Origin of the sequence: Colwellia sp. RE-S-Sl-9 (genome assembly GCF_048296855.1) — a bacterium.
Classification (GTDB): Bacteria; Pseudomonadota; Gammaproteobacteria; order Enterobacterales; family Alteromonadaceae; genus Pseudocolwellia.
In genome coordinates this window covers 4,338,417-4,363,886 of the sequence record NZ_CP182631.1, presented here as the reverse complement: position 1 = coordinate 4,363,886, position 25,470 = coordinate 4,338,417, and the positions used below count along the sequence as shown (strand labels likewise).

Sequence of the window (25,470 nt, the reverse complement as noted above, 5' to 3'; positions counted from 1 at the left end):
GACACGATATATGAACAATAGATAGAGGGAGATGGCTATAGCGTTTTTCAATTAAAAGGGGGTATATACCTTTGAGTAAAGTTAAGGTGTGCTAATTTAGCACACCTTATCAAACTTAAGTCTTACAAGTTATACAGCACTATTTACTTACAATAATGTGAGGCACTGAAAATCTTTTGTTACCCGTTTCTTTTAATGCTTGAGGTAAGCCTGGTATTAAATTAACACCTGATTTAACTTCAATATCTGAGCGTTCTAAATCTGAGCCAAAAGGTTCAGCTGCATTACCAAAACAATCAGATAAAAAATGCTCTTGAACGGCACGCATAGACGTTGTGACTTCGGCTTTATAACCACCATGACCTTCATCTTCATAAACAAGATAAGTTACTGGCTTATGAAGTGCTTCCATCGCAGCTACCATTGATTCAGATTGACGAATAAGTACACGCGGGTCACCTCCTGTAGCCGTTATCAATAAATTACCTTTAATATCTGCAGTTCGAGTGATTGGTGAACGATTGAGTAAATCAATAGCATCTTTCTCATTATTTGGATCTCCAATACGATTTGTCCATTGTGGCCATTGATAACGCCACCAAGCAGGCATATCAGCGGTAATTCTTTTCAAGTTAGAAGGCGCTGCAGTAGCAATAGCACATTGAAAGCGATCAGGCGTAAAAGCTAAAGAAACTAATGATGCATAACCACCATACGAACGACCATAAGAAGCAACTTTGTCGCGTACTGTTATTCCATTTTTAATAGCCCAATCAACACTGTCAATTACGTCATTATGCATATCTCCAGCCCATTCTTTATCAGCAGCAGAGGTAAAAGAATTACCAAACCCAACAGAGCCTCTAAAGTTTATTGATAATGCAGCATATCCACGGTCGGCAAGCCAATAATCAACACCATTAAAAAATCTATCACTCATAAGGCTAGAGCGTCCCCATGGACCACCGTGAATAATAACAACCAATGGAATGGCTTTGGTTGGAAAACCTTTTGCGTTTACTGGCGTTCCTGGAGGTAAGGTTAAATACGAAGGCATAGTTAAGCCGTCACGTGTTGGTATCATGACACCTTTTTTCTCTGCTAATTTATATTTATCAAGATTAGGTCGAGTCGAAAATATAAGCTTAGCTGTTTTGGTTTCTCTATCCCACCAATGGTAACGTCCTGGCAAGCCCTTAGGCGAATCAAGGATCAATAAGCGTTTATCATCTGGCTGAGCTGCAATCGAAAAAGTGTGTCCAAAAGTATTAATTAACGCTGTAAATTCTTCCTCTGCAGCAGGTGATCTAATCGTCCATTTAGGTACTAATGGATCTTCTCGTGTTGCCCATAGTGATTTCGATTTTTTATCAAAGAACACACCGTTAATATCAGCCTCTATTGCCTGAGCAAGCACAGTACGTTCTCCGGTTGCCGTATTCAATTTAACTAAACTTGCATACTCTGCATTTCGGCTATCAAGTAAGGTAACTACGCCTTTATTATAAGACATCACCCTTGTACTACGTAACGCTTCAAGTGGTACTGTGAATAATTCAGTACGCGTATCACCATCTAAACTAAAGTAAGTAGATGAGCCATCTTCATTACCACGTTCAGCTAGATTAACTTTTAAGTTAGCATCCGCACGGAAGCTAATAAATTGTCCATCATTACGAAATACTTCTTCGCGTTCACCGGTTTTTATATCCATTAGGTAAACATCTTCAAACCTTGCATCTCTTGTATTAAGGCTAACCAACACCTTAGTTGGATATTTTTTTGATGTTCCGATAATTTCAGTTCGGGTAGTGGGATCTTTAATCAAATTTTTGGCAATCCCAGATTCAAGATCCACTGACCATAATTGCCATATTTCTTTTGCTGCCCAATCTTCCAACATTAATAAATATTGACCATCAGCACTCCAACGGAAACTTCTACCCACTGGCTTTTTAAATGAAGTAACAGGGACTGCAGCTTCAGGATTATCAGTTGGACCAACCCAGATATTTAATGCTCCGTTAGACATTTTTTTGTAGGCAACTTGTTTGCCGTCTGGACTAAGCTTAAGAGATGAATATGTTGGATTACCAAAAAGCTCACTACGTGGAATAAGGGGTGCCGATGATACCTGAGAATTTTTAACCTGAACCGATTGCGTTCTTTCTGCTGAAGCACAACCCGATAAACTTATTGCCCCCACTATGGCCAAAAGCCACGTAAAAATTACTCCTATATATTTACTTCGATCTGAATAAAGCTTGTAAAAAATAACCTTTGACTGTATTTGCATGCCCGTTCCCCTTTTTTTAATAAATTAGTATTGGAATAACGTACTTTCATTCACGACTAATTACACTTCACGATGAAAGATAAAAAATACTACTTTCAAAATAGTACAGTACAATTCAATACGGAATCAATTGAGCTTTTGTGATAGCATAAAACACGATTCATGGCTCATAAAAACACATAAAATCGCCATAAAGCATACTAGATATGGTCCAAATTAAACGCTATTGCTGGACAAGTACTGCAAAGCGAAATTCAGACTCAAAAGGTATCAACACCAAAGGAGATAGCCCCACTAAAAGCTTCCCCAAAGTGACAATTTATAATCGGTGTAACGAATACGTTTAGAAACTTGACTTCCTTCAAAAGTGCCAGCTCTAGTACCATCAAAAAAGTAGCGCGAGCGGTCAAACTTCCCCCTTGTAGCTTTATCTATATCTAATTGGATTTTTAATCCAAAAAAACGTGTTGTTTCTATAAAAAAACCTACCCGATCATTAGTGGCTTTAGTGTTATTATATTCATCCACTAAAAACTCAGTTTCTTCAAAATTACCATCAAATTTAAATCCCCAAGCGATCTTTTGTTCAGCTAAATCTTGACGAAGTTCAAATTCAATATCATATGGATTGTACTCATTTTCCACCCGTTCACGACCAATAATAGGATCATAAAAAGCCGATTCATCCCGCTCATAGGTGACTTCTAATAATCCATTAGGTAGCACCCAATCTAATGGTAAATTAAGTTCAATATTTACTCCCCAATGATTAGCATCACCGGCATTACCCAAACCTTGGCTTACTTCTCCGTCTTCAGATACAGATAAAACTATCTGCTCTAAAATATCCTTTCGCCATTCATTAAATAACACCCATTTAAAACTACCACGATCACTAAACCTCCAATCAACAGTAGCTTTAACCACGGTACTTTGATCGGGTTTTAAGCTTGGATTACCTGAGGTAGTGCGATCATCTGAAGCTTCAGAACTTGCGGCAAAATCTTTAAAGTCTAATTGCCCTATTTCATGTTCAGCTTCAAATATTAATTTAATGTCATCATTTAAAGTGTAAGTAGCGGAAATACGAGGCTTAAGAAACTGAAAATCTTGTTTTAGATCTGAGCCCCCTTCTACCTTAAGTTGAGAAAACTCTCCTGTTAATCCACCTTCAAGCGTTAATTGCTCATTCATTTGATATACAAACGTAGCAAACAATTCACCTCGCCACTCTTGAACTATAACATCGCTGCCAGCAACTGCTGAAAATATGCCGTTATTAGATTCTATAGCGTTAGTATCAAGTCTATTACTAGCAAGCTCAAAACCAAATTCGGGTTTAAACGTAGAGCCGTTAACTTTCCCATAGGTAGCTCTACCTACATATTCTGTTTTTAAACGCTCTTGCTGAAAAGTAGAATCAAAACTATCACCTATATTCCGTCTCTTAAAACTATAGGTTTCATCTTCAACTAAACCTAAACCTATTATCCTTAATTTCCAATTATCGATATTTTTTGCCCAATCAGCTCCAAATTCTGCTTCTCGTGATTTATTCTTTTGATTAAGTACCCAAGACCAATCAGCAGTTGAGTTGTCTGGCTTTCTATTTAAAAAAATATCGCGACTCGTGTCGCCCTGCCAATTTTCGCTACCTACTCGGCTATTTAACGTGAGCTTACCATCAGCCAAGCTTCGCGAACCTTCACCACTAAAATAAGTCTTTCGGGTAAGCTCTTCAAAAACTTCATTAGAAGAGGACGTTAATTCACCTTTTGCATCGCGATCGGTCAAAACCGCAGGACGATATTCCGGAAGATTGCCAATACTGACATCAAAAGATGTATTCCATTCCCCTAGCTCTGCAGTAATCGCTGCTTCAAATTCTGGTTCAAAAGCTGTACTTCTGGTTTTAAACAATTGCATCCTCCAAGTACCACTGGTGCCTATATTAGCTCTAATTACATTAGCAACCACTGACTGACCAGCTGCTTCTCCAGCACTAACTCCACCCGTTATAATCTCAATACGTAGAACTTGCTCAGCAGGAATACGCTGTAAGACACTAGATAATCCATTAGATTTAGACGTTGGTCGCGAACCGTCAATCAATACATTCCCCGCATTACCTCCAAAACCTCTATTTTCAGAACCTTCATCAAAAGAAAAACCAGGTAACCTTTCAATCATTTCTAATGCATTTTGCGGACTGTATTGATCAAAAAAGTCAGTTGTGTAAACCAAAAAATCTGAATTATTTACTCGGACATTTGTTTCTACGATGTTGCTAGCTAGGGCTGTGCTCGACAAAAAAGGAGTTAGTCCTAAAATGCATATCCTTGACAAACATAAGCTATATTTATGAACTGTTATAATTTTCATGTGTTAGTTTTCCATTATTATTATTATAAGAAATAAATACGTTTTACTTTTTTTGAAAATCTAAAACCTAGTAGAATAATTTTGCAGGTTAATTCCAACGACCCACCTACATAAACTGCTGATACCGCCATACCAGCTCAAGATGATGTTCCGCTGGAAATATAAACATTTTAGGTATCGTTAAACGAAACCTAACTACATACATCCATGTGAAACCTTGTTGAAATCAATAACGCACTATAAGCGTTTTTAAACCAACCTTTAGGAAGGGCTGATAAAGTTGATATTTTTTAAATTAGGAGGTTATATAAATATTAAGTCTTTAATTTTCATAAAATTACATAAGTAAAAATGCATAATGAAATATAACAATTTATATTTTTTAGACACAGTGGCATATTGTGTTTTGAAAAGTTCTCTTTCGTGTTGTGTTGATTTAGGGAGTCAATTCGATGGTTAAATAAAAAGGGATAGTTAAACAGGTAGAAGAGCAATGAGTGAGTGGGTTGAATAAATATAATGTGTTCTTTACTCTGTATTTTTTATAGAAGAAATAAAACATACAAAGCAAAGAACTCTGATATTACAAACATAAAAACAAAAAGAGCTAATATTAGGGTCTGTAATATCAGAGTTATTTTACTTGCAACACTTAATTTGAAGCGATAAAACTTAGCTAAAAAGAGAAAAACATCCCCCTGATACCAAGTTAGTTAATCGCCTGCTTAGCAAAATTATTATTCATATTAGTTGTATTAGTGTTACTTATTTTTATAAACAATACCTTCTTTCATTACAAAATCGATATCCATTAACTCTTTAATATCTTTTGTTGGATCACCATCCACAGCTACAAGATCAGCATATTTCCCTGCTTCAATAGAGCCTAAAAGATCTGATTTACCTAAATTATCAGCGCCATAAACAGTTGCTGTTTTAATTGCTTCTGTAGGCGTTAGTCCTGCTTGTACTAGTAATTCAAATTCTCTAGCGTTAAGCCCATGTTTAGATACTCCACTATCGGTACCAAACGCAATTTTAATACCTTTAGCGTACGCTTTTCTTAAATTTTCTATTAACATAGGACCCACTTTAATTGCTTTTGCTTTAACTGCTGGTGGATAGTATGAATTTTCACTCATTGCTATTTCTGTCACAGTAGCTCCTGCCAATAATGTTGGTATTAAGTAAGCACCTGTTTTCTTAAATAACTTTAATGATTCTTTATCAGCAAAAGTACCATGTTCAATAGAGTCAGCACCCGCACGCAATGCCGCATTTAAACCATCTGCGTTATGTGCATGAGCGGCAACCTTTCGCCCTAGTGCATGTGCAGTATCTACAATGGCTTTTATTTCATCATCAAAAAATTGCTGTCCTGTACCTGATGCTGTTTCGGATGTTACTCCGCCAGTAGCAACAAATTTTATTTGATCTGCTCCACGTCTTACTTGGTCACGTACAGCACGACGACAATCAGCAACGCCGTCACATACACCACTGTGGTTAACCACTTCAAATACTTCTTGTCTGTATCCATGACGTTGTCCATGGCCACCTGTAGGAGAAATAACAAACCCTGCCGTATATATTCGTGGACCAGGAATATAGTTTTTTGCAATAGCATCACGTAATGCAAAGACAGAATCTCCGCCACGAGCACCTAGATCTCTTACCGTTGTAAATCCTGCATTGAGTGTATTCTTTGCATTGTTAGCACCAAATAAAACAGTATCAGGATCAGAGAATTCGACTCTACGCATTTTATGTTTACTATCAAGTTCATCGGTAATGTGAACATGACCATCAATAAGACCCGGCAATACAAATTTATTTTTTAAGTCATGGATTTTGATGGTGTCATCTTTGGTGATATTCAATGAGCTGGCTGATATATAACCCGACTTAACATCAATCACTTTCCCATCACGAATAACAATACTTTGCTTACTTTTAACGCTCTCGCCAGGTACCGACATTAACTTACCTGCATGTACCACAACAAAATCAGCCGTGCTTCCTATAAGAGGAGTTATAGCTAATACACAACCTACGAATTTACTTAAAACTTTCATGGTATCTCCTGATAACCTTTTAACGCTACAGTACTACAATCTATATTTATCTACTTTTGAAATAAGAAAAACTACGAATATCTTTTGCAAGAACCTCTCTAGCTTTAATGTTTATACCCGTAACCATTCAAGATGTAGGTTTCAGTGGGAACTAAAAACAATTTAGGCACAGATTTCATGTTCCAGACGAAATCTAAGTGCATACATCCATGTATGCAAGGCATTAAGTTTACGTCATGGTTATTCCCTGACTAAAGTTAATAACGCGGCATAAATTGTTTTTAGACCCATCGAAGAAGCGCTTGAGCAAAATCACTTCTTCGTTAATGCTTTTTATAAGGGAACGACCATTATTACAAAGCATTGCCTTGAATTGATATCGCTCAAGCACTCTGAAATACGCATCTTGAGTGGTAACGGGTTTATATATAATCTATATCAATATAATCTCCTCATTACTTGTATTAAAATTTTTATACTAGATCGTGTTGACCTTTTGGCTATAAATTTTGTTCAAATGAAACAGGTATTACATCAAAGCAACGGCGCAACTCTATTGTTTCAACTCGTACTTTAACCACTTCCTGCCCCCTATTAAATTAACAGGGGATATTAAAATCCCCTGTTAGATCATCCTGACAATTTAAGGCAACTTATTAAAAATTATAAGTAGCTCGTATAGACACAAATCGTCCCGTATTATCATAATTCCCGCTTGAACCTAGATATACGCCTGCACGACGAGGTGGATCAACATTAAGCAGGTTAGTTACTGTTGCTTGCACCTTCATATCATCGTTCACTTTATAACCAAAAATTAAGTCATTATATATTCGCGTATTAACATCATTAGTATCGATTGACTCATCTGTAAGAACCGTATTATCAAGGTTTGTTGACCCAATGTAACGAGTCTTTAACCCAACAGATAATGCATCTTGAGAATAAGTAAAGTTTAAGTTCGCACGGAATTTAGGATTGTTAGGCTCATTTCTAGTAACAATTAAGCTGGTAGGATCGTTCTCATCAACTAATTGTTCATGCTCCATAAGATATGAGCCATTAAAAGAAACACTTAAATTACCTTCAAAAATACCAGTACGATAGAAACCTTCAAAATCTACACCGCGGGCATTCAGTCTACCCACATTAATTTTAGTAACATCTATATTAGTAATAGATAAATTACTACCACGGGTAAGTAATGGACAAAACTGATTATCAAGCGTTGGTGAGTCAACACAATTATTAATAATTTGGGCAATAGAAAAAGTACCAATAGCACCTGTTATTTCGATATCCCAATAATCAACCGACAAAGAAAAACCATCCATAAAGCTAGGTGTCAATACTGCACCAATTGTTACTGAATCTGACTCTTCTTCACTTAAGTTTGGGTTACCGCCGGTAACAACTAGTTTTGCAGAAACATCATCAGGATCTACCCAACCAACAGGAATACCCAAAGCAGCACAATTAGCTTTACGGGTAGCCGTACCTAATTCAATTTGAGTAATATGACAAGCATCAGTAGTAAAAGTAGATGCAGACACTCCAGGACTATATAGTTCTGATAAATTAGGCGCTCGTACACTGGTCGCGGTTGATGCTCTTATACGTACATCTTCAGATATAGTCCAATTAAAGCCAAGTTTAGTTGCCGTAGTACTACCTATAGTATCGTAATCTGAAAACCTAACAGCAGCTTCAATATCTAGCTGTTCAAAAGCCGGTATATCTGAAAGTACAGGAACCACAAATTCTACATAGGCTTCATCAACATTTAACTCTGCATCTTGTGGCTCTTGACCTTTAAATAAGTGCAGTTGATTTCTTTGAGCTAAGCCATCATCTAATGTTTTTATTGACTCATTTCTATGCTCTACCCCTGCGGCAAATAAAACATCACCAGCAGGAAGTTCAAATACATCACCCGATAAACTTGCTGATATTACTCGTTGCTCGTTTTTGTGCAGACGTAAGACGGTATGCTCTATATATGCTGATTGCTCTGCCGTAAGCGGATCTTGTGAAAGTGGATAAATAGGAACACAATCACCACCACTACGACAAACGGCTTCGCCTGTAATAGGATCTTCAATAACATCAATAGCTTTTTCTACGTACTCGGGGAGCGTATGATTAGCCCATTTCGATTCGTTTTCGTAGCTGGCATCTTGAAAAGAAATATCCCAGCTCCATTCATTTGCAAAATAGCCGTTAAAACCAGCAACAATAGAGTAACTAGTACGATCTAATATTGGTGCTCTATAGCCCCAATTTGCATATGCACGATTATATTTAAATGACGTTAAACCATTTGCATCCATAAGAGCCGTTAAGTCATCTGGTAATAGAGGGTTCTCACGTCGGAGTGTGTTTATAGCAAATCCACCACTACTCGTTGTATTATCAGGTTGCCCTGCACCAACTGTATTGGTTATACCGTAATCAGCATCAAGAAAAAAATTAGTATCTTCAGCTATTTTATAGTTAACACTAAAACGACTTGCAAGTGTTTCTTGATCTTGTCTTAAAGGTGTAAATTCTATTGATCTATAACCTTCTGCGCCTATACCTCGTTGACTATCAAAATCTACACCACGGTCAATTGGTCTAACACCATTATCGTCCGTATACCATGTACCACCGATGTTGAATGCTCCTTTAGGAGAGAAAGCATAAATAGCTTGGTCAAGAAGGTGGATTTGATCAGGTATACCATCATCAGGGCCTGTATTCGCTGGGTTTGGTCGTAAACTTAGTTGCAGTTCACCGAAGTCTCTTTGCGTAGCTTGTAGTTCATTTTCTTTGCTATAACTAACGCCAACGACTATGCTTCCTCGGCCGTTAGCAAATTCTGCTCCACCAGATAAATCAAGGGCGAAGCGTTCACCACCGCTACCTTCAGTAGAGGCGCCTGTACTTACAGAAACCTCCATCCCTTCAATTTTGTCTTTCATGATCATGTTAACAACACCACTTACAGCATCAGCACCGTATACAGCAGATGCCCCCCCAGTGATGACCTCAACACGTTCAATTAATCCCGCGGGGATCATTGACAAATCAACCGCAGAAGAAGCACTACTACCAGAAACACGACGGCGACCATCGACTAATACCAAGCTTCTATCTGTTCCTAAACCACGTAAATTTATGAACGATGCGCCGGCTTCTGGATCTGAAACTCCCCCTGCGCTACCGTTAGCACTACCTAAACCAACACCTATTGAAGGCACTGATTTTAAAACATCATAAATACTCGCGAAACCTGACTCTTCAATTTCCTGTTTTGCCACTACATTAACAGGGGTTGATGTTTCAAACCCCAGTCGTTGAATTTTACTCCCTGTTACAGTGATTTTTTCAACACTTTCCTCTTTTTTCTCTTTTGATGTTTCAGCTTGTTGAGCATATACTCCCGATGAAACCAGTGATAATAATAAAAAACTTGAAGCAACTTTTGTTAATTTAAACTCTTGTCTATTAATTTTTTTATATGACATGATAACTTCCCCCAAACGTAATTTATGTAATTTATAGATGCTTAATACATCCTATTTTTCTTGTTTTTTTACATTTTTTTTATGTGTTATTTACATGACGATTTCCTCCTTTACTTGTGAAATTATTTACTACATCACTATTTTTTCATTTAAAAATTGGCTATACACCCTCTCAGGACTATAAATTCAGATAGCGTTTACCAACAAAACAATAAAAAAGTGAAATGTTTTCAAACAATGTAGCTTTGATTTATTTGAGCAACAGACGTTGTTCTTGCTTGTTTCATCACTATTTCGAGTTCACGATTTAACAGCTCTAATACAGTTTCTACGCCTGATTGACCAAAAGAGCACAATCCCCACAAATAAGGTTGCCCTATTCCTACTGCATCAGCGCCTAATGCTAAAGCTTTGAAAACATCAGTTCCTCGTCGAACACCACCATCAAAAAGAACAGGGATTTTTCCGTCAATAGCAGCAACGACTTCGGGTAAGCAATCAATAGTACTTCTACCGCTGTCTTCAGCTCTCCCACCATGGTTAGAAACAATAACGCCATCAACACCATATTCGAGTGCTAACTTTGCATCTTCGTAGGTAACTATGCCTTTCAATACAATCTTCATTGAAGTTGACGCCTTTAAACGTTCAACAAATAGCCAATCCATAAAGGCACCACCTTTACCACGTGATTTTTGAGAAAGTCCTTCAAGCATAGGTTTTTTACCCAAAACACCGGCCGTTGGTGAATGGCAACTTTGACATTCAGAATTAGTTGAACGATGAAAGCGGTCGAGCGCTTCTCGGTTAGTTGCTGGCATATCTACCGTCAACACTAATACTGGGCAACCAGCATCTTCAACTCTCTTTACTAATCGTTGAGTAACTTGCCAGTCCGTGTCAGGATAAAGTTGAAACCAAATAGGTTCGCCTGCCGCTTTATTTGCATCCTCAATAGCACTAGAGCCAACAGTGGATAATACAAATTCAACGCCTTTATTTTTAGCAGCTCGTGCAACGGCCAACTCGGCCTCAGGATGGTAGATAGCTTGTCTCCCACAAGGAGATAAGAAGATGGGAGAAGTGTAGCGTTTACCAAATAACTCAATTGATGTGTCTATATTTCTTACATCGACGAGACGACGCATGCGGAGTTTGATTTTTTTGAAGTCTTCGCTATTGGCAAGCTGGGTGAGACCATGATCCGAGCCTCGCGCCATGTAGGTATAATGTCCTGGGGATAATTTTGATTTAGCTACTTCATGAAAATCAAAAACATTAACAGCCTCTTTAGCATCTTGAACATATTGAGGTGCATATGGTGACGATATACTTTGCCCTAAAACATTAAAACCATATAAAAACGGACTGGCGGCCATGAACTGAAGAAACCTTCTTCTCAATTCAAATGATGATTTATATGTCATATGCTTACCTCAAATTAATTAATTCACGATAACTAAAACCAGTAAAATAAAATCTACAACAACATCAAGCCAACCAGTTCAATAATTTTTATAACAACATCAGGGTTTGTTAACCTTTCAGGTATATTTTTGCAGCAGCCTGTTTGATTTTTACACAAGCCATAGTGATTGATGTGTGGTTGTTCCACATAAAATCACTATAACGATGTAGAAATATCAAGCAGGCCCTAGGCCAACCAAGGATTTTCAAGTAAATGTTTTTGCTCGAAAGACTTTATTGCCTCTGCTCGTTGTAAAGTGCTACCAATAGCGTCTAAACCTTGCATTAAGGCTTCTTTTCGCATGGGATCTAGCTCAAAATTTATTTCATTATTTTCTGATAACTTAATTTTTTGATTCGGTAGATCGATTTCAATATTGTTTATCTCACCTGAAGTGACTTGCTCTCCAAGTTGAGACATTGATTTTTCATCTAATTCAATCACTAATAAACCATTACGCTGGCAGTTATCATAAAAAATACCCGCAAACGTTGTGCCTATTAAGGCACGAATACCTAATTGTTTAAGGCCCCACACCGCATGTTCTCGACTTGACCCACAACCGAAATTTGCGCCAACAGCTAAAAACTTTGCACCTTGCCATTGAGGTTTATTTAGTACAAATTCAGGATTAGGTTCACCTGACAAAAGAAATCTTTGGTCAAAGAACAAACCTTTATCAAGTCCTTTGCGGTCAATACCTTTTAAGAATTGCTTAGGCATGATCACATCAGTATCTATATTAGCCGCCATAAATGGTGCTATTTTTCCTGCTTCAATGTTAAAAGCGTCCATTAATTTATCCCCAAATCACGTATGTCACATAAATAACCTTTAATTGCTGCTGCAGCGACCATTGCAGGGCTCATTAAATGTGTACGAACACCCGCTCCCTGACGACCTTCAAAGTTACGATTGGTACTCGACGCGCAACGATCTCCAGGGCTAAGAACATCATCGTTCATGGCTAAACACATAGAACAACCTGATTGTCTCCATTCAAAACCTGCGTCAATAAAAATATCCGCTAAACCTTCGGCTTGTGCTTGAGCACGCACTTCAGAAGAACCTGGAACAATCATAGCTCTAACGCCTTGCGCAATTTTTTGGCCTTTAACTACTTCAGCCACTTGACGTAAATCTTCGATGCGGGCATTAGTACACGACCCAATAAAAGCGTGTGTAATAGGTATGCCTTTTATTGGAATACCAGCTTGTAAACCCATGTACTGAAGTGCGCGCGTTGTACTTTTACGCTTAGCAAGATCGATATCGTCTTTAGGATTTGGCACTACACCGCTAATAACGGATGCTTGATCTGGACTTGTGCCCCAAGTGATCATAGGCTCTATGCTTGTTGCATCAATGGTGACTTCTTTATCAAACACCGCATCTTCATCGGTATAAAGCGCTTGCCATTTGCTTAAGGCTTGTTCCCACAGTTCACCTTTTGGTGCTCTAGGTTTATCTTTTAAGTAATTATAAACAACATCATCTGGTGCCATGTATGCACCTCGAGCGCCAGCTTCAACGGCCATATTACAAATAGTCATGCGTGCTTCAACGCTCATCGATTCGATAGTAGAACCACAAAACTCAATAGCATAACCCGTTGCGCCTGCCGCCCCTATGTTACGAATTAACTCCATAACAACATCTTTAGAGGTAATACTTAAGCCTAAGGCACCTGTAACGGTAACTCGCATAGTTTTCAATTTTTTATAGATAAGTGTTTGCGTTGCTAATAAGTGTTCTATTTCAGAAGTACCTATACCAAAACCGAAAGCACCTAAGGCACCATAAGTGGTGGTATGGCTGTCACCTGCGGCAACTGACATACCCGGTAAAATAAAGCCTTGCTCTGGCGCAACCACATGCTCGATACCTTGTCGGCTATCAAGAATATCGAATAATTCGATACCAAAGTCTTCACAATTTTTAGCGAAATAATTAACTTGTAAAGCACCACCTTCTTCAGCACCCACCGATACACGTTGAGGCTCAGTAGAGTTAACATGATCTACAACAGCAAGTGATGTGTTAGGGCGCCATAAATCTCGGTTAGCGTCACGTAAGCCACTAAAAGCTTGTGGGCTTGTATACTCGTTTAACACTTGACGGTCGATATATAAAAGAACATGTCCTTTATCGTCTAACTCGCATACGGTATGCGAATTAATTAATTTTTCATAAAGGGTTCTTGGCTTATGCATAAAGTTCTCCGCTTCAAAAGCTAGAATTAAATTAAAAAAAAGCGCTGCTAAGTAAACGGGAGCTTAAATGGCAGCTAAAGGGATATCTGCTATGTTTATCGCTTTTAAAAAGAGCTTTAGGTGTTGACTTTAAAGCTAAAAACATCACAGTTAATCGCATCAATTTAGACCGTTAAACTGACCCGTTTGTATAAAGGATATTGCATGCTTTAAAAGTAAATCAGGTGCTTCTTCTGGAATATAATGACCTGAAGGAAGTGCTCCACCTTTAACGTTTTCTGCAACTTTTTCCCATTCATTAAGAGGCTCAAAACAACGTCCAACAACGCCCTCTTGCCCCCAAAAAACTAATAGCGGACACGACACTTTTTTGCCTGCATCAATATCGTCTTGGTCGTGTATTAAATCAATACCTGCACTCGCGCGATAATCTTCACAAAAACCAGTTGCTGCGCCAGGAAGTTTTAAACAACGTAAATATTCAGCAAAAGCTTCATCTGTAAATGGAGCCATGCCTGCACTTCGTGCGCCCATAACATTTCGAAGATAGTTTTCAGGATCAGTTTCAATTAATGATTCAGGAAAAGGCGCAGGGCGTATTAAAAAGAACCAATGCCAATAAGCACGAGCAAAATCTTGATTAGTTTGCTCGTACATAGCTAATGTGGGTGCTATATCAAGTAGTATCATGTTATTGATACACTCTGGTGAATCCATAGCCATTCGATGTGCAACACGTGCGCCACGATCATGAGCAAGTACTGAAAATTCAGAAAACCCCAATGTTTTCATTAATTCAACCTGATCTTTTGCCATTTCACGCTTTGAGTAAGCAATAGATGTATCGCTAGCTTCAGGCTTATCGCTATCGCCATAGCCTCTTAAATCTGCTGCAACAACAGTAAAGTGCTGAGCTAAGGTATCGGCAATTTTATGCCAAATAACATGTGTTTGAGGATGTCCATGCAATAATAATAACGCAGGACCATTACCGCCTACGCGATAATTAATATTTATCTCGTTTACGAATGTCTTTTCAATCTTATATGAGGTAAACATAATTGTTCCTTTCAATTTGATTTCTATTGCCAACGTAAATCGATTTACACCAAAAAAAGCAACTCTTCAGTAAAAAAATATTCTACTCAGCAATTTTAATATCATGCCCCATCTTACGAATTCACAAATCAGAAATAAATACACTAGATGTAGAGCTTTGGATTACATTTTGTGTTCAATTAATATGAACTCGGCTTAATAAATGCTTCTCTAGCGACCATTTCTCCTAACTTCCCGTTAAATTTACTTGCAATAGAGGAGTATTGACGCGAAATTTGCATTGAGTTAAGAAAAACTAGCAAACCAGAGGCTAAATAAAACTATTTTTTCTTACATTCCAATTTGTTAAGGATCTCTTAAACCGAGTTCAGGTTCATTATTACAAGATCTTTTTAGAGAAAAGATAAACGCTGTAGATATAAACGATTATTGGAATACCTTGCTTTTAGGAATCATATTAATTCCTAAAAGCATTACTCAATAGCAGGCGATATCTACTTTCAAAAATAACAAACTGGGTAGTAAAAGCGATACATAAACTGAAGTTCAGAATTACTTATGCTCGTCAAACCACTTAATAATATGCAATGTTTTAGAAATCATATTACTTGGCCTTGCAGATATATTGTGAAATGCACCTTTCATCCTGACAAGTTTCGTTTCTATTTCACGCATTTTTAATGCTTGATAATACTGTTCACTTTCTACAAGTGGAGTGCGGGCATCAAGCTCTCCTACAACAATCATGGTTGGTGTACTCACATTGCCTACCAATGATAAAGGTGAACGACGCCAATAGTTTTCTTGATCTTCCCATGGCATTGCACCAAACCAATATTTTGAAAAGTGAAAAGGAACATCTGAATAAAGCGCGGCACTGGTCCAGTTAACTACAGCTTTGGTAACAGCTGCGGCTTTAAAACGGTTAGTTTTTCCAATAATCCAAGCAGTAAGTACTCCACCTCCACTACCGCCAGTAACATATAAGCGATTTTCATCAACGTTGCCCATTGAGATAACATGGTCAACACCCGACATTAAATCGTGATAATCATTACCGGGGTAATCGTGATGTATCAGATTAGCAAATTTAGCCCCATACCCCTTACTACCTCTAGGGTTAGTATAAAGCACCATATAGCCGGCATTAGCCATTAATTGAAATTCTGCCGCAAAGTTTGGGCCATAACCAAGAAATGGACCACCGTGAATTTCCAAAATAAGTGGATATTTTTTCTTAGGATCAAAATCAGCTGGCTTAACTAACCATCCCTGAATATCAGTACCGTCATGACTCGATTTATACCAAATTTCTTCAACTGTACCTAACGTTCGATAGTTAAGAAGTTCACTATTTAAATCAGTTATTTGTGTTGATTTTCCACCTTTACGAGAAGCGACCGCAATGTTTGAAGGATCAAGTGGGTTTGATAAGGTAAACGCAAGTTCACTATTTTTATTTACTGCAAACGAACCAGCGTTATATGGCCTACCAAAAGATAAGCCTCCCACATTAGAAACTAACTTAGTAACTTTACCACTTAAACTGATCTTCCCTATATTTCCTGAACCTTTATCCGTGTATTCAAAGAATATTTCTTTACTGTTACTTCCCCAATAGAAGCTATTAATACTTCTGTCAAAGTTATCAGAAAGTGCTTTACGATCACTCCCGTCCACGTTCATCACATACAAATATTCGTTGTGATATCCCATACGCTTATCATCGTAACCAGTAAAAGCAATTTTTTTGCCATCAGGTGAAACAACCGGATTATTATCAGGGCCAAATCGATTTGTTAACTCTGTTAATTTACCTGATTCAAGCTCAACTGAATATATTTCAGTATCTCTTACTTCTATCGCATGATTATCATGACGATTTGCTGAAAAATACAGCGTTGAACCATCACGTGACCATGAGAGTACTGATTTATGATTAAACTCACCAAACGTTAGTTGTCGAGGTGTTCCTCCCAAGGCAGGAACAACAAAAACATGCTTGTTTCCGTGCTCTAAATCACCAGAACCATCACTTCTATATTTTAATTCATTATAAATAGTCGCTTCTTTTTCCCATTCAGCACCTTTTGGTTTTGTTGGCAGCGTGATATAGGGTTTGTTTTTTGTGGCAACAAATTGTGTAAAGGCAATCATCTCACTATTAGGCGACCAAGTTAGAGAACCAATACCTTTTTGTAATTGAGCAATTGAAAACTGCTCGCCCGTTTTTAACCATTTAACATAAATATGAGCTTTACCATTTTCATTGGCAATAAAAGCGATCCTTGTCCCATCAGGAGAAAAACGTGGGCTAGCATAATTGTTTAATCCTGAAGTTATTGGTCTATGATTTTTTCCATCAAAATCAACTCGCCAAAGGTTACTGCGTTTTCTATCCTTCATTATGTCCATAAAGTTACGCACGTAAACTATGCTTTTCCCATCGGCACTAAATTCTGGATCTGCTGCATACTCTAATTCAAAAACATCTATAGGCTTAAATGCTGAAGTTTGCGCATATGAATTCAAACAACTAAAACCAATAATACTCATAAGTATCGTTATGTATTTTTTCATCTTTTGTGCTCACATTTTTCAATAAAAATTGCTCATATCTATTGTTATTCCAATCGCAATAACCCATTGACCATTTATTCTTCGTATAAAATAGGTCAATTCATTCATGCGTTTAGTACTAAAAGTACAAAAATAGCTCATGTACCTTTCCAATATTTATTTTTAATAAATCTTAAGAAAAAAAAGCCAAGTTAAAAACTTGGCTTTTATTTAAAACAATAATATTTTAAATATTAAAAGTTATATGAAGCTCTTAAGGAAACAAAGCGACCAACGTTATCGTAATTACCAATAGCACCAGTAAACACAACTTCACGACGAGGCGGCTCAACATCACCAATATTGGTAATAGTTGCTGTTAACCTTAAATCATTATCAAACTCGTAACCAATGACTAAGTCGTTATACATACGACTAGGCACATCATTAGTATCTATTGTTTCATTCGTAAGAGCATTAGCATCAAGTACTGTTGAACCAATGTAACGAGTGTTTAATCCAACAGATAACGCACCTTCTTTATAAGTAAGGTTTAAGTTAGAACGGAACTCAGGGTTGTCAGGCTCATTTTTTGTGATGAATAAACTTGTAGGGTCATTCTCATCAATCAACTGCTCATGATCTAAAAGGTATGAGCCATTTAAAGAAACAGCTAATGTTCCATTATAAGCATCAGTTTTATAATAACCTTCAAAATCGATACCACGAGCATTAAGGCTACCTACGTTAATTTTTGAAACATCTATACGAGAAATAGATGATTGACTGTCACGAGTTATTAAAGGACAAAATTCATTGTCGGTTGATGGTGAATCAACACACTTCTTAATAATATCCGTAGCAGAAAAAGAACCGATAGCATCTGTTATTTCAATATCCCAATAGTCAATTGAAAATGAAAGATTTTCAATAAAACTAGGAGTTAAAACAACCCCAATAGCTAATGAATCCGACTCTTCTTCTTTTAAATCAGGGTTTCCTCCAGTAACAACTTCTTTTGCTGGTACTGAGTTAGGATCAACCCAACCTGTAGGAAAGCCTAAAGCAATACAATTAGCTTCACGAGTAGATGAACCCAAATCAACTTGAGTAGCGTCACAAGGGTCAGTTAAAAAAGCTCCTGTAGTAACACCAGGACTAAATAATTCCGATAAATTAGGTGCACGAACACTAACCGCTTTAGAAGCTCTTAAACGAACATCGTCAGATATTGCCCAATTAAAACCAAGCTTACTTGCTGTTGTTCCACCAATAGTATCGTAATCTGAGTACCTAATTGCAGCTTCAATATCAAACTGTTTAAAACCTGGCATATCTGAAAGCACAGGGATCACAACTTCTAAATACGCTTCATCAACCGTTAGCTCTGCATCTTGAGGCTCTTGTCCTCTAAATAAATGAACGTTGCCTTGTCGTGCTATACCATCATCTAAAGCTTCAATAGACTCTTCTCGATGCTCTAATCCAGCAGCAAACATAACGTCACCAGCAGGTAATTCAAATGCATCACCTGTTAAACTCGCCGACATAACTTGTTGTTCATTTCTATGAAAACGAAGTACTGTATGCTGAATATATGCTTCTTGCTCTGCCGTAAGCGGATCTTGTGAAAGAGGATAAATAGGAACACAATTACCACCAACACGACATACCGCTTCACCAGTAAGAGGATCTTCAATAACATCAATAGCATTAGCTACACGTTCAGTAACCGTATAATTAGCCCATTTTGAATTATTTTCATAACGAGAATCTTGATAGAAAACATTCCAATTCCAATCATTCTCTAAATACCCATCAAAACCTACAACAATAGAGGTGCTGGTACGGTCAAAAGTTGGAATTCTATTCCCCCAATTCTCATATACACGGTTAAAAGTAAGCGTTGTTACGCCATTAGCATCCATAAGAGCTGTTAAATCATCAGGTAATAAAGGGTTTTCACGTTGCAATTTATTTATTACAAAACCATCACCTGCTGATGTATTGTCTGGTTGTCCTGAACCAACCGTAGTCGTTTGACCATAATCCGCATCAAGGAAGAAATTAATATTATCTGACACTTCATAATTCAAACTAAAGCGTGTCGCTAAAATTTCTTGCTCTTGTCTTAAGCTTGTGTAGTCAACTTGTCTAAAACCTTCATTTCCTGCACCTCTACTTGAATCAAATGGAACGCCCATATCAAGTAATCGCACACCATTATCGTCAGTATAATAATTACCTCCAATATTAAAGGCTCCTAAAGGAGAATAAGAAATCAATCCTAAATCATCGACATGAATTTCGTCTGGGATACCGTCATTACCGCCTGTATTAGCAGGGTTTGGTCGTGTATTTAATTGAATTGAAGAAAAGTCTCGTTGTGAAGCTTTCAACTCCTCTTCTTTACTGTAACTTATACCAAAAACCATGCTTCCTCTACCGTTGGCAAATTCGGAACCACTGGCCAAGTCAAGAGCTAAGCGTTCACCACCACTCCCTTCAGTAGAAGCACCTGTACTTACTGAAACTTCGATGCCTTCAATATCATCTTTCATGATCATGTTAACAGCACCACTTACCGCATCAGCACCATATACAGCTGATGCACCACCGGTGATAACTTCAACACGCTCAATCAATCCTGCAGGGATCATTGACATATCAACCGCTGATGAGGCACTACTACCTGAAACACGACGGCGACCATCAATCAAAACTAAACTTCTGTCTGTACCTAATCCACGAAGGTTAACAAATGATGCACCAGCTTCTGGATTTGAAAGCGCTTGTACGCTGGCGTTAGCACTACCTAAACCAACACCAATAGAAGGTACTGATTTTAAAACATCATAAAGGTTAGAAAAGCCTGATTCTTCGATAGCTTCTTTTCCAACAACATTAACTGGAGTTGATGTTTCAAAGCCAGGTCGTTGAATTCGACTACCTGTTACTGCGATTCTTTCAACTTTAGCTTCTTTAGCTTCAGTCGCTTCCTCTTCAGCATAAGCAGATTGTGCAGATGCACCTAACGATAAAAGTAAAAGAGTACACGCATTAAGTTTAAAACGTGTTTTTTTTGTAGTTATTGATTTACAGGACATAATCATTTCCTCTTAATGACATTAATTTAATTTTTCTACCGCTCATTATGTCTATCACGCAAAAATCTTATTGTTTTCTTAAATGACCAAACATTGTTATACGGAAAAAAATTAGAGACTATCGTCTACACTACAAGCTTAGATTTGGGGAATAAATAGTAAAAATGTAGAGTTATAAATTACATTTCGTGTTCAATAAGTTCAAGCATCATTCTTTTCCAATTATAGCTAAAAATCTTAAAAAAAAGAGCCAATAAGGCTCTATTTTTCATAATGTTATACAACACTTGTTAACTGGTTGACTACTTAATGTTAATTAAATGTTTAATAAACACAAATTTAACGTTTCCAACGAAATTTAAGTACATAAAATATAGGTCAGAAAGACATGATTGCAAGAATGATTATTCTCGATAACTACTCTACACTAGTTTATTTTGCTACATCCTTATAAGAAGCTTATAAAAAGTCATAATTGAATATATTCATAGTTTTTATAAAAATAGAGGAGCTTCTGTTGATCTCTAGTGGTTGAATTTCATTGAATATAAAACGAATTTAATCCCCACGTGAGCTTTGTATCCTAAATTATCTTAAAAAAGCGAACACGAGTTATACATTCCAGCATAACTTAAGTATCAAAACTCACGTAGGCCCAATGAAAAATTCATTTTAAATGAGCACAAAGGGCTGTGAAAGTAATATCAAAAAGTCAACAACCCCTAGTTCAAGTTAAATACCAAAAACGACACCTGCCAAAAGATACATCACTAAACAGGTAACAATAATTGCAATAATATTTAAAAAGAAACCCGCTTTAATCATGTCGAATAAACGCATTTTTTCATAGGTAAACACAATGGCGTTAGGTGGTGTCGCTACAGGCATCATAAATGCCATTGAAGCCGCAACAGCAGCAGGTACAGCTAATGTACGAGGATCTAAATCTAAACCAATTGCTACCGCACCTAAAATAGGAAGAAACGTTGCCGTAGAAGCGGTGTTAGAGGTTATTTCAGTTAAATAAACAATTGAAACAACAACGGTTAATACAAGCAGCCAAGTACTTACATTAAGACCTGAAACTAACTGACCTATCCATGAAGCAAGCCCTGTATTATTAAATCCAAAAGACAAAGCAAGCCCTCCACCAAATAATAATAATATTCCCCATGGCAGTTCTTTAGCTACTTCCCAATCAAGAATAAACTTACCGCTGCTTTTTGGCACTGGCCAAGCAAATAGAACTAAAGCAGCAATTAATGCAATACTCGTATCGTTAATTGGTAACCCCGTTAAATCCACCAAAGGTTTACGAAATATCCAACCCAATGCTGCACCAAAAAATACGCCAGCGACTACTTTTTCGGTATAACTCATGGGGCCTAATTCTTTTAGTTCGTTTTCAATTAAACTTTGAATATTACCAATTTGAATTTTATCAGCAGGGAAAATAAATTTAGTTAACAACAACCAAGCAAGCGGTAACATTAATAAAACAACAGGAACACCAAACTTCATCCAAGTGAAAAAATCTATTTGAATACCATAACTTGTAGATAGAAAACTCGCTAATAACGCATTAGGAGGCGTACCGATTAATGTACCAACACCGCCAATAGTACCGCTATAAGCAATGCCTAACATAAGGGCGACACCAAAACGACGTAACATTTTTTCATCGTTAGTTTTACGAGCAACAAAGTCGATCACCGACAGCGCTACCGCATACATCATAATAGTCGCCGAGGTGTTTGATATCCACATTGACAAAAATGCCGTTGCCAACATAAAACCACCAATAACTCTCGGTGGATTTGTACCGACCACAGAAACAATTTTTAAGGCTATTCGTTTATGCAACCCCCACTTTTGCATAGCAGCAGCCATTATAAAACCACCAAGAAATAAAAATATAATGGGGTTAGCATATTGACTCGCTACTACTTTCATATCGCCTACACCTAATAGTGGCATAAACGGAATAGGGAGTAACGCCGTAGCTGGAATAGGTATAGCTTCAGACAACCACCAAATAACCATCCAAGCAATTAAAGCCACTAAAACCCACGCTTCTTTTGCCATACCAAGCGGTGCAGGTAAAAACATAATAAGTAAGGCAATAATAGGCCCTAACAATAAAGCAATTAAGCGAAAACGACTGGTTGCTCCAAATTCTAATTTTTTTTCTTCTAAAGGTTCAACTTCCATTAATATGCTCCAAAACAGACCGAATATAACATTGTTATTATGATTATAATCGTATAGTTACAGGTAACTATGAATTAATATTTATAGTCTATATTTTACAATAAGCTATGATATGCTTTACGAAAACCATAATAAACAACCTAAATATGAAAGATGAGAACACGATTTGTAGGGGATTACCTCACCCTAAAGATTTAAATGTATTCCTTGCAGTAATACGTAAGTTAAGTTTTGCCGCAGCTGCCGAGGAATTAGGCCAATCTCCTGCTTATATTAGTAAGCGAATTGGTATTTTAGAATCAAACCTTAACACACGACTGTTTCATCGAAGCACACGAAAAATAGTACTTACCGATGACGGTGAACGTACACAACGCTGGGCCATTAGAATACTAGCAGACATTGATGACATGGTTGATGATCTTACCGAGGCACAGCATATCCCTCGTGGACTTCTGCATCTTTGTACCACTTTTGGTTTTGGTCGTAAATATGTAGCTCCCGCAATTGCTAAACTGTCAGAACAATTTCCTGAACTAGAGGTTCGATTAGAAGTGTTTGACCGCGCGGTTGATATTATTCAAGAAGGTTTCGATTTAGAAATTAGAGTCGGTGAAGATCTTCCTCAGCAACATATTTGTAAAATGCTTAAAGAGAACAATCGTATACTTTGTGCTTCACCAGAATATTTAGCTCGATGTGGAACGCCGCAAAAAATTGACGAATTAACTCATCACGACTGCCTTGTGCTTAAAGAGCGAAATTCTCCTTTTGGTATTTGGCATTTTGATCGTGATGGAAAAGAAATATCATTACCTATTAGCGGGCACCTATCTAGTAATCATGGTGAAATTGTTTTGCAATGGGCATTAGAAGGTCGTGGCATAGTTATGCGCTCTTTATGGGATGTAAAACACTTATTAGCTGAAGGTAAAATTGTACAGATACTGCCTAATTACACTCAAAAAGCTAATATTTGGGCTGTATACCCAACCAGACTTTCACATTCAGCCAAACTAAGAGAGTGTGTGAGGTTTTTAGAAAACTACATAAAAGAAACCTAAAAATTTATCTCTAAAATGTAGCAGAAAGCAATTTTAGAAGCATTCAGTTATACTCACTCTGTTTTAAGAAACTGAGCTAATACCTTTAATTGATTTTTAATTTGCTCAGTAAGCGGCCAACCTACATTTATGCGAAAACAATCGCTGTAGAATTTTTGGGTACTAAACAAATAACCCGAGCGGATATAAATGCCCTCATCTAAACAGTGTTTTTCCAGTAGACGAGTGTCTATATTCGGTACTTTAACCCATAGAACTACACCACCTTTAGGATCTGAAATAACCGTATTTTTGGGTAAAATAGCATATAAAAAACGTCGATAAGACGCTATCTGCACTAATAAGGTTTGATTGATTTTTTTAATATGCCGAGCATAGTGTCCTCTATTAATAAATTCAGCGACACCTTTTTGAATAGGCTGATTAACCCCAAGGTTTTTTACTTTATTATGATAGTTAAAGGTTTCACTAAAGCGGCCCGCTGCACACCAACCTAACCGTAACCCCGCCGCGAGAGATTTTGATACAGAACTACACCAAAGTACCCAACCTTCTTTATCCCAATGTTTAATAGGTAAAGGCATAACACCTTGATGATGTAATTCAATAAATACATCGTCTTCAATAATAGGAAGTTTATGTTGTGCTGCAAAATTGGCTAACCACTGCTTTTGTTCAGCAGATAAAGAATGTCCTGTTGGATTTTGGAAGTTACTGCTAAATAAACACGCTGCAATAGTATGTTTTTCAACAATACGAGAAAGCTGGTTTAAGTCTAATCCGCTGTTTGTACTGGGTATTTCAATAACTTTTCTATCATACAAGGCTAAAAGTTCGAGTATTCCATTAAAGCATGGCGAGTTAACAGCAATAGTATCGCCCGGTTTACTTACTACATTTAAAGCCGTTGCTACAGCATCAATACAACCGTGGGTAATTAACAATTCTTGCTGCTTGAGTGCAAAACCTTTGTAAGAAAAGTGCTCAATTAAAGCATTTATTAACGCTTGGTTTCCTTGAGCCGAACTATAAATAAATTGATCGATATTTTGTGTTTGAAAGCCTTTATTGAACGCGCTTTTTAATAGGTTAATTGGTACAAATTCAGGACTAACCTGTGCTGTTAATAATGGTGTAAAAGACGACCTATTTTGATTATTACTGTACAGTTTTTTGTTAACCTCTTTTATTTCACCTTTAAATTGAGGGAATTCATTTAGCTGTGCTTTATGTTGAGGCTTTCTAATTAAAAACCCTGATTTAGCCTCAGATTCAACGTAACCTAAATCAACTAAATACTCATAACAACGAATAGCTGTATTTACACTCACTTGCTGTTGCACAGAAAACACTCTTAATGAAGGTAATTTATCTCCGTGGCTTACAACTCCTGAAGATATTTTCTCAATAATATTTTTTGCTAACTGTTTATATATAGGTTGTTTTTTCATCGTTACAAATAGCCCACCAATCTGTACCCTAAAAGTAACACAATACTGTATCTGTACCCAAACATGCTTTTATTTA

Annotated in this window: 13 protein-coding genes; 1 reads left to right on the top strand and 12 read right to left on the bottom strand. The window is 37.2% G+C overall.

Annotated features, from left to right (window positions below; all coding sequences use genetic code 11):
* Positions 1–139: 139 nt before the first annotated feature.
* The 11 genes from ACM9HF_RS18995 to ACM9HF_RS18945 all read right to left on the bottom strand — a co-directional run bounded on the left by ACM9HF_RS18995 (position 140) and on the right by ACM9HF_RS18945 (position 22,879).
* On the bottom strand, positions 140–2,296 hold the full coding sequence (locus tag ACM9HF_RS18995; RefSeq protein WP_473613117.1) for a S9 family peptidase: 2,157 nt from the start codon (positions 2,294–2,296) through the stop codon (positions 140–142).
* A gap of 294 nt (positions 2,297–2,590) precedes the next feature.
* On the bottom strand, positions 2,591–4,606 hold the full coding sequence (locus ACM9HF_RS18990; protein WP_473613116.1) for a TonB-dependent receptor domain-containing protein: 2,016 nt from the start codon (positions 4,604–4,606) through the stop codon (positions 2,591–2,593).
* Positions 4,607–5,439: 833 nt separating this feature from the next.
* Complete coding sequence (locus ACM9HF_RS18985; RefSeq protein ID WP_473613115.1) at positions 5,440–6,753, bottom strand: metal-dependent hydrolase family protein; 1,314 nt, start codon at positions 6,751–6,753, stop codon at positions 5,440–5,442.
* A 656-nt stretch (positions 6,754–7,409) separates the two neighbouring features.
* The gene (locus tag ACM9HF_RS18980) at positions 7,410–10,262 is read right to left on the bottom strand and encodes a TonB-dependent receptor plug domain-containing protein (protein ID WP_473613114.1); all 2,853 of its coding nucleotides are present in this window, start codon (positions 10,260–10,262) and stop codon (positions 7,410–7,412) included.
* A 230-nt stretch (positions 10,263–10,492) separates the two neighbouring features.
* Entirely contained in the window at positions 10,493–11,689 is a 1,197-nt protein-coding gene (locus ACM9HF_RS18975; protein WP_473613113.1) for an alpha-hydroxy acid oxidase, read from the bottom strand.
* A gap of 227 nt (positions 11,690–11,916) precedes the next feature.
* Positions 11,917–12,525: a 3-isopropylmalate dehydratase small subunit gene (leuD, locus tag ACM9HF_RS18970; RefSeq protein WP_473613112.1), complete on the bottom strand. Its 609-nt coding sequence runs from the start codon at positions 12,523–12,525 to the stop codon at positions 11,917–11,919.
* Complete coding sequence (gene leuC, locus ACM9HF_RS18965) at positions 12,525–13,943, bottom strand: 3-isopropylmalate dehydratase large subunit (protein ID WP_473613111.1); 1,419 nt, start codon at positions 13,941–13,943, stop codon at positions 12,525–12,527. Before leuC ends, leuD begins: the two co-directional genes overlap by 1 nt.
* A gap of 159 nt (positions 13,944–14,102) precedes the next feature.
* Positions 14,103–15,002, bottom strand: a complete 900-nt coding sequence (locus tag ACM9HF_RS18960) for an alpha/beta fold hydrolase (RefSeq protein WP_473613110.1) — start codon at positions 15,000–15,002, stop codon at positions 14,103–14,105.
* A 552-nt stretch (positions 15,003–15,554) separates the two neighbouring features.
* On the bottom strand, positions 15,555–17,582 hold the full coding sequence (locus tag ACM9HF_RS18955; RefSeq protein WP_473613109.1) for a prolyl oligopeptidase family serine peptidase: 2,028 nt from the start codon (positions 17,580–17,582) through the stop codon (positions 15,555–15,557).
* A gap of 233 nt (positions 17,583–17,815) precedes the next feature.
* Positions 17,816–20,668: a TonB-dependent receptor plug domain-containing protein gene (locus ACM9HF_RS18950; protein WP_473613108.1), complete on the bottom strand. Its 2,853-nt coding sequence runs from the start codon at positions 20,666–20,668 to the stop codon at positions 17,816–17,818.
* 732 nt (positions 20,669–21,400) lie between these two features.
* Positions 21,401–22,879 carry an SLC13 family permease gene (locus ACM9HF_RS18945; RefSeq protein WP_473613107.1) on the bottom strand — a complete coding sequence of 493 codons (1,479 nt, stop codon included), beginning with the start codon at positions 22,877–22,879 and terminating at the stop codon, positions 21,401–21,403.
* A gap of 146 nt (positions 22,880–23,025) precedes the next feature.
* Between ACM9HF_RS18945 and ACM9HF_RS18940 the strand changes: the two genes are divergently transcribed.
* Positions 23,026–23,943, top strand: a complete 918-nt coding sequence (locus ACM9HF_RS18940) for a LysR substrate-binding domain-containing protein (RefSeq protein ID WP_473613106.1) — start codon at positions 23,026–23,028, stop codon at positions 23,941–23,943.
* Positions 23,944–23,996: 53 nt separating this feature from the next.
* Here the strand turns inward: ACM9HF_RS18940 and ACM9HF_RS18935 are convergent, their stop codons facing one another.
* Positions 23,997–25,394, bottom strand: coding sequence for an aminotransferase-like domain-containing protein (locus tag ACM9HF_RS18935; RefSeq protein WP_473613105.1), 1,398 nt, complete (start codon positions 25,392–25,394; stop codon positions 23,997–23,999).
* Positions 25,395–25,470: the final 76 nt, after the last annotated feature.

What these genes read in the sequence shown, in the direction of transcription:
- ACM9HF_RS18995 (WP_473613117.1), bottom strand. Translation starts at nt 2,296, where the DNA reads ATGCAAATACAGTCAAAGGTTATTTTTTACAAGCTTTATTCAGATCGA.
- ACM9HF_RS18985 (WP_473613115.1), bottom strand. Translation starts at nt 6,753, where the DNA reads ATGAAAGTTTTAAGTAAATTCGTAGGTTGTGTATTAGCTATAACTCCT.
- ACM9HF_RS18980 (WP_473613114.1), bottom strand. Translation starts at nt 10,262, where the DNA reads ATGTCATATAAAAAAATTAATAGACAAGAGTTTAAATTAACAAAAGTT.
- ACM9HF_RS18975 (WP_473613113.1), bottom strand. Translation starts at nt 11,689, where the DNA reads ATGACATATAAATCATCATTTGAATTGAGAAGAAGGTTTCTTCAGTTC.
- leuD (WP_473613112.1), bottom strand. Translation starts at nt 12,525, where the DNA reads ATGGACGCTTTTAACATTGAAGCAGGAAAAATAGCACCATTTATGGCG.
- leuC (WP_473613111.1), bottom strand. Translation starts at nt 13,943, where the DNA reads ATGCATAAGCCAAGAACCCTTTATGAAAAATTAATTAATTCGCATACC.
- ACM9HF_RS18960 (WP_473613110.1), bottom strand. Translation starts at nt 15,002, where the DNA reads ATGTTTACCTCATATAAGATTGAAAAGACATTCGTAAACGAGATAAAT.
- ACM9HF_RS18955 (WP_473613109.1), bottom strand. Translation starts at nt 17,582, where the DNA reads ATGAAAAAATACATAACGATACTTATGAGTATTATTGGTTTTAGTTGT.
- ACM9HF_RS18950 (WP_473613108.1), bottom strand. Translation starts at nt 20,668, where the DNA reads ATGTCCTGTAAATCAATAACTACAAAAAAAACACGTTTTAAACTTAAT.
- ACM9HF_RS18945 (WP_473613107.1), bottom strand. Translation starts at nt 22,879, where the DNA reads ATGGAAGTTGAACCTTTAGAAGAAAAAAAATTAGAATTTGGAGCAACC.
- ACM9HF_RS18940 (WP_473613106.1), top strand. Translation starts at nt 23,026, where the DNA reads ATGAAAGATGAGAACACGATTTGTAGGGGATTACCTCACCCTAAAGAT.
- ACM9HF_RS18935 (WP_473613105.1), bottom strand. Translation starts at nt 25,394, where the DNA reads ATGAAAAAACAACCTATATATAAACAGTTAGCAAAAAATATTATTGAG.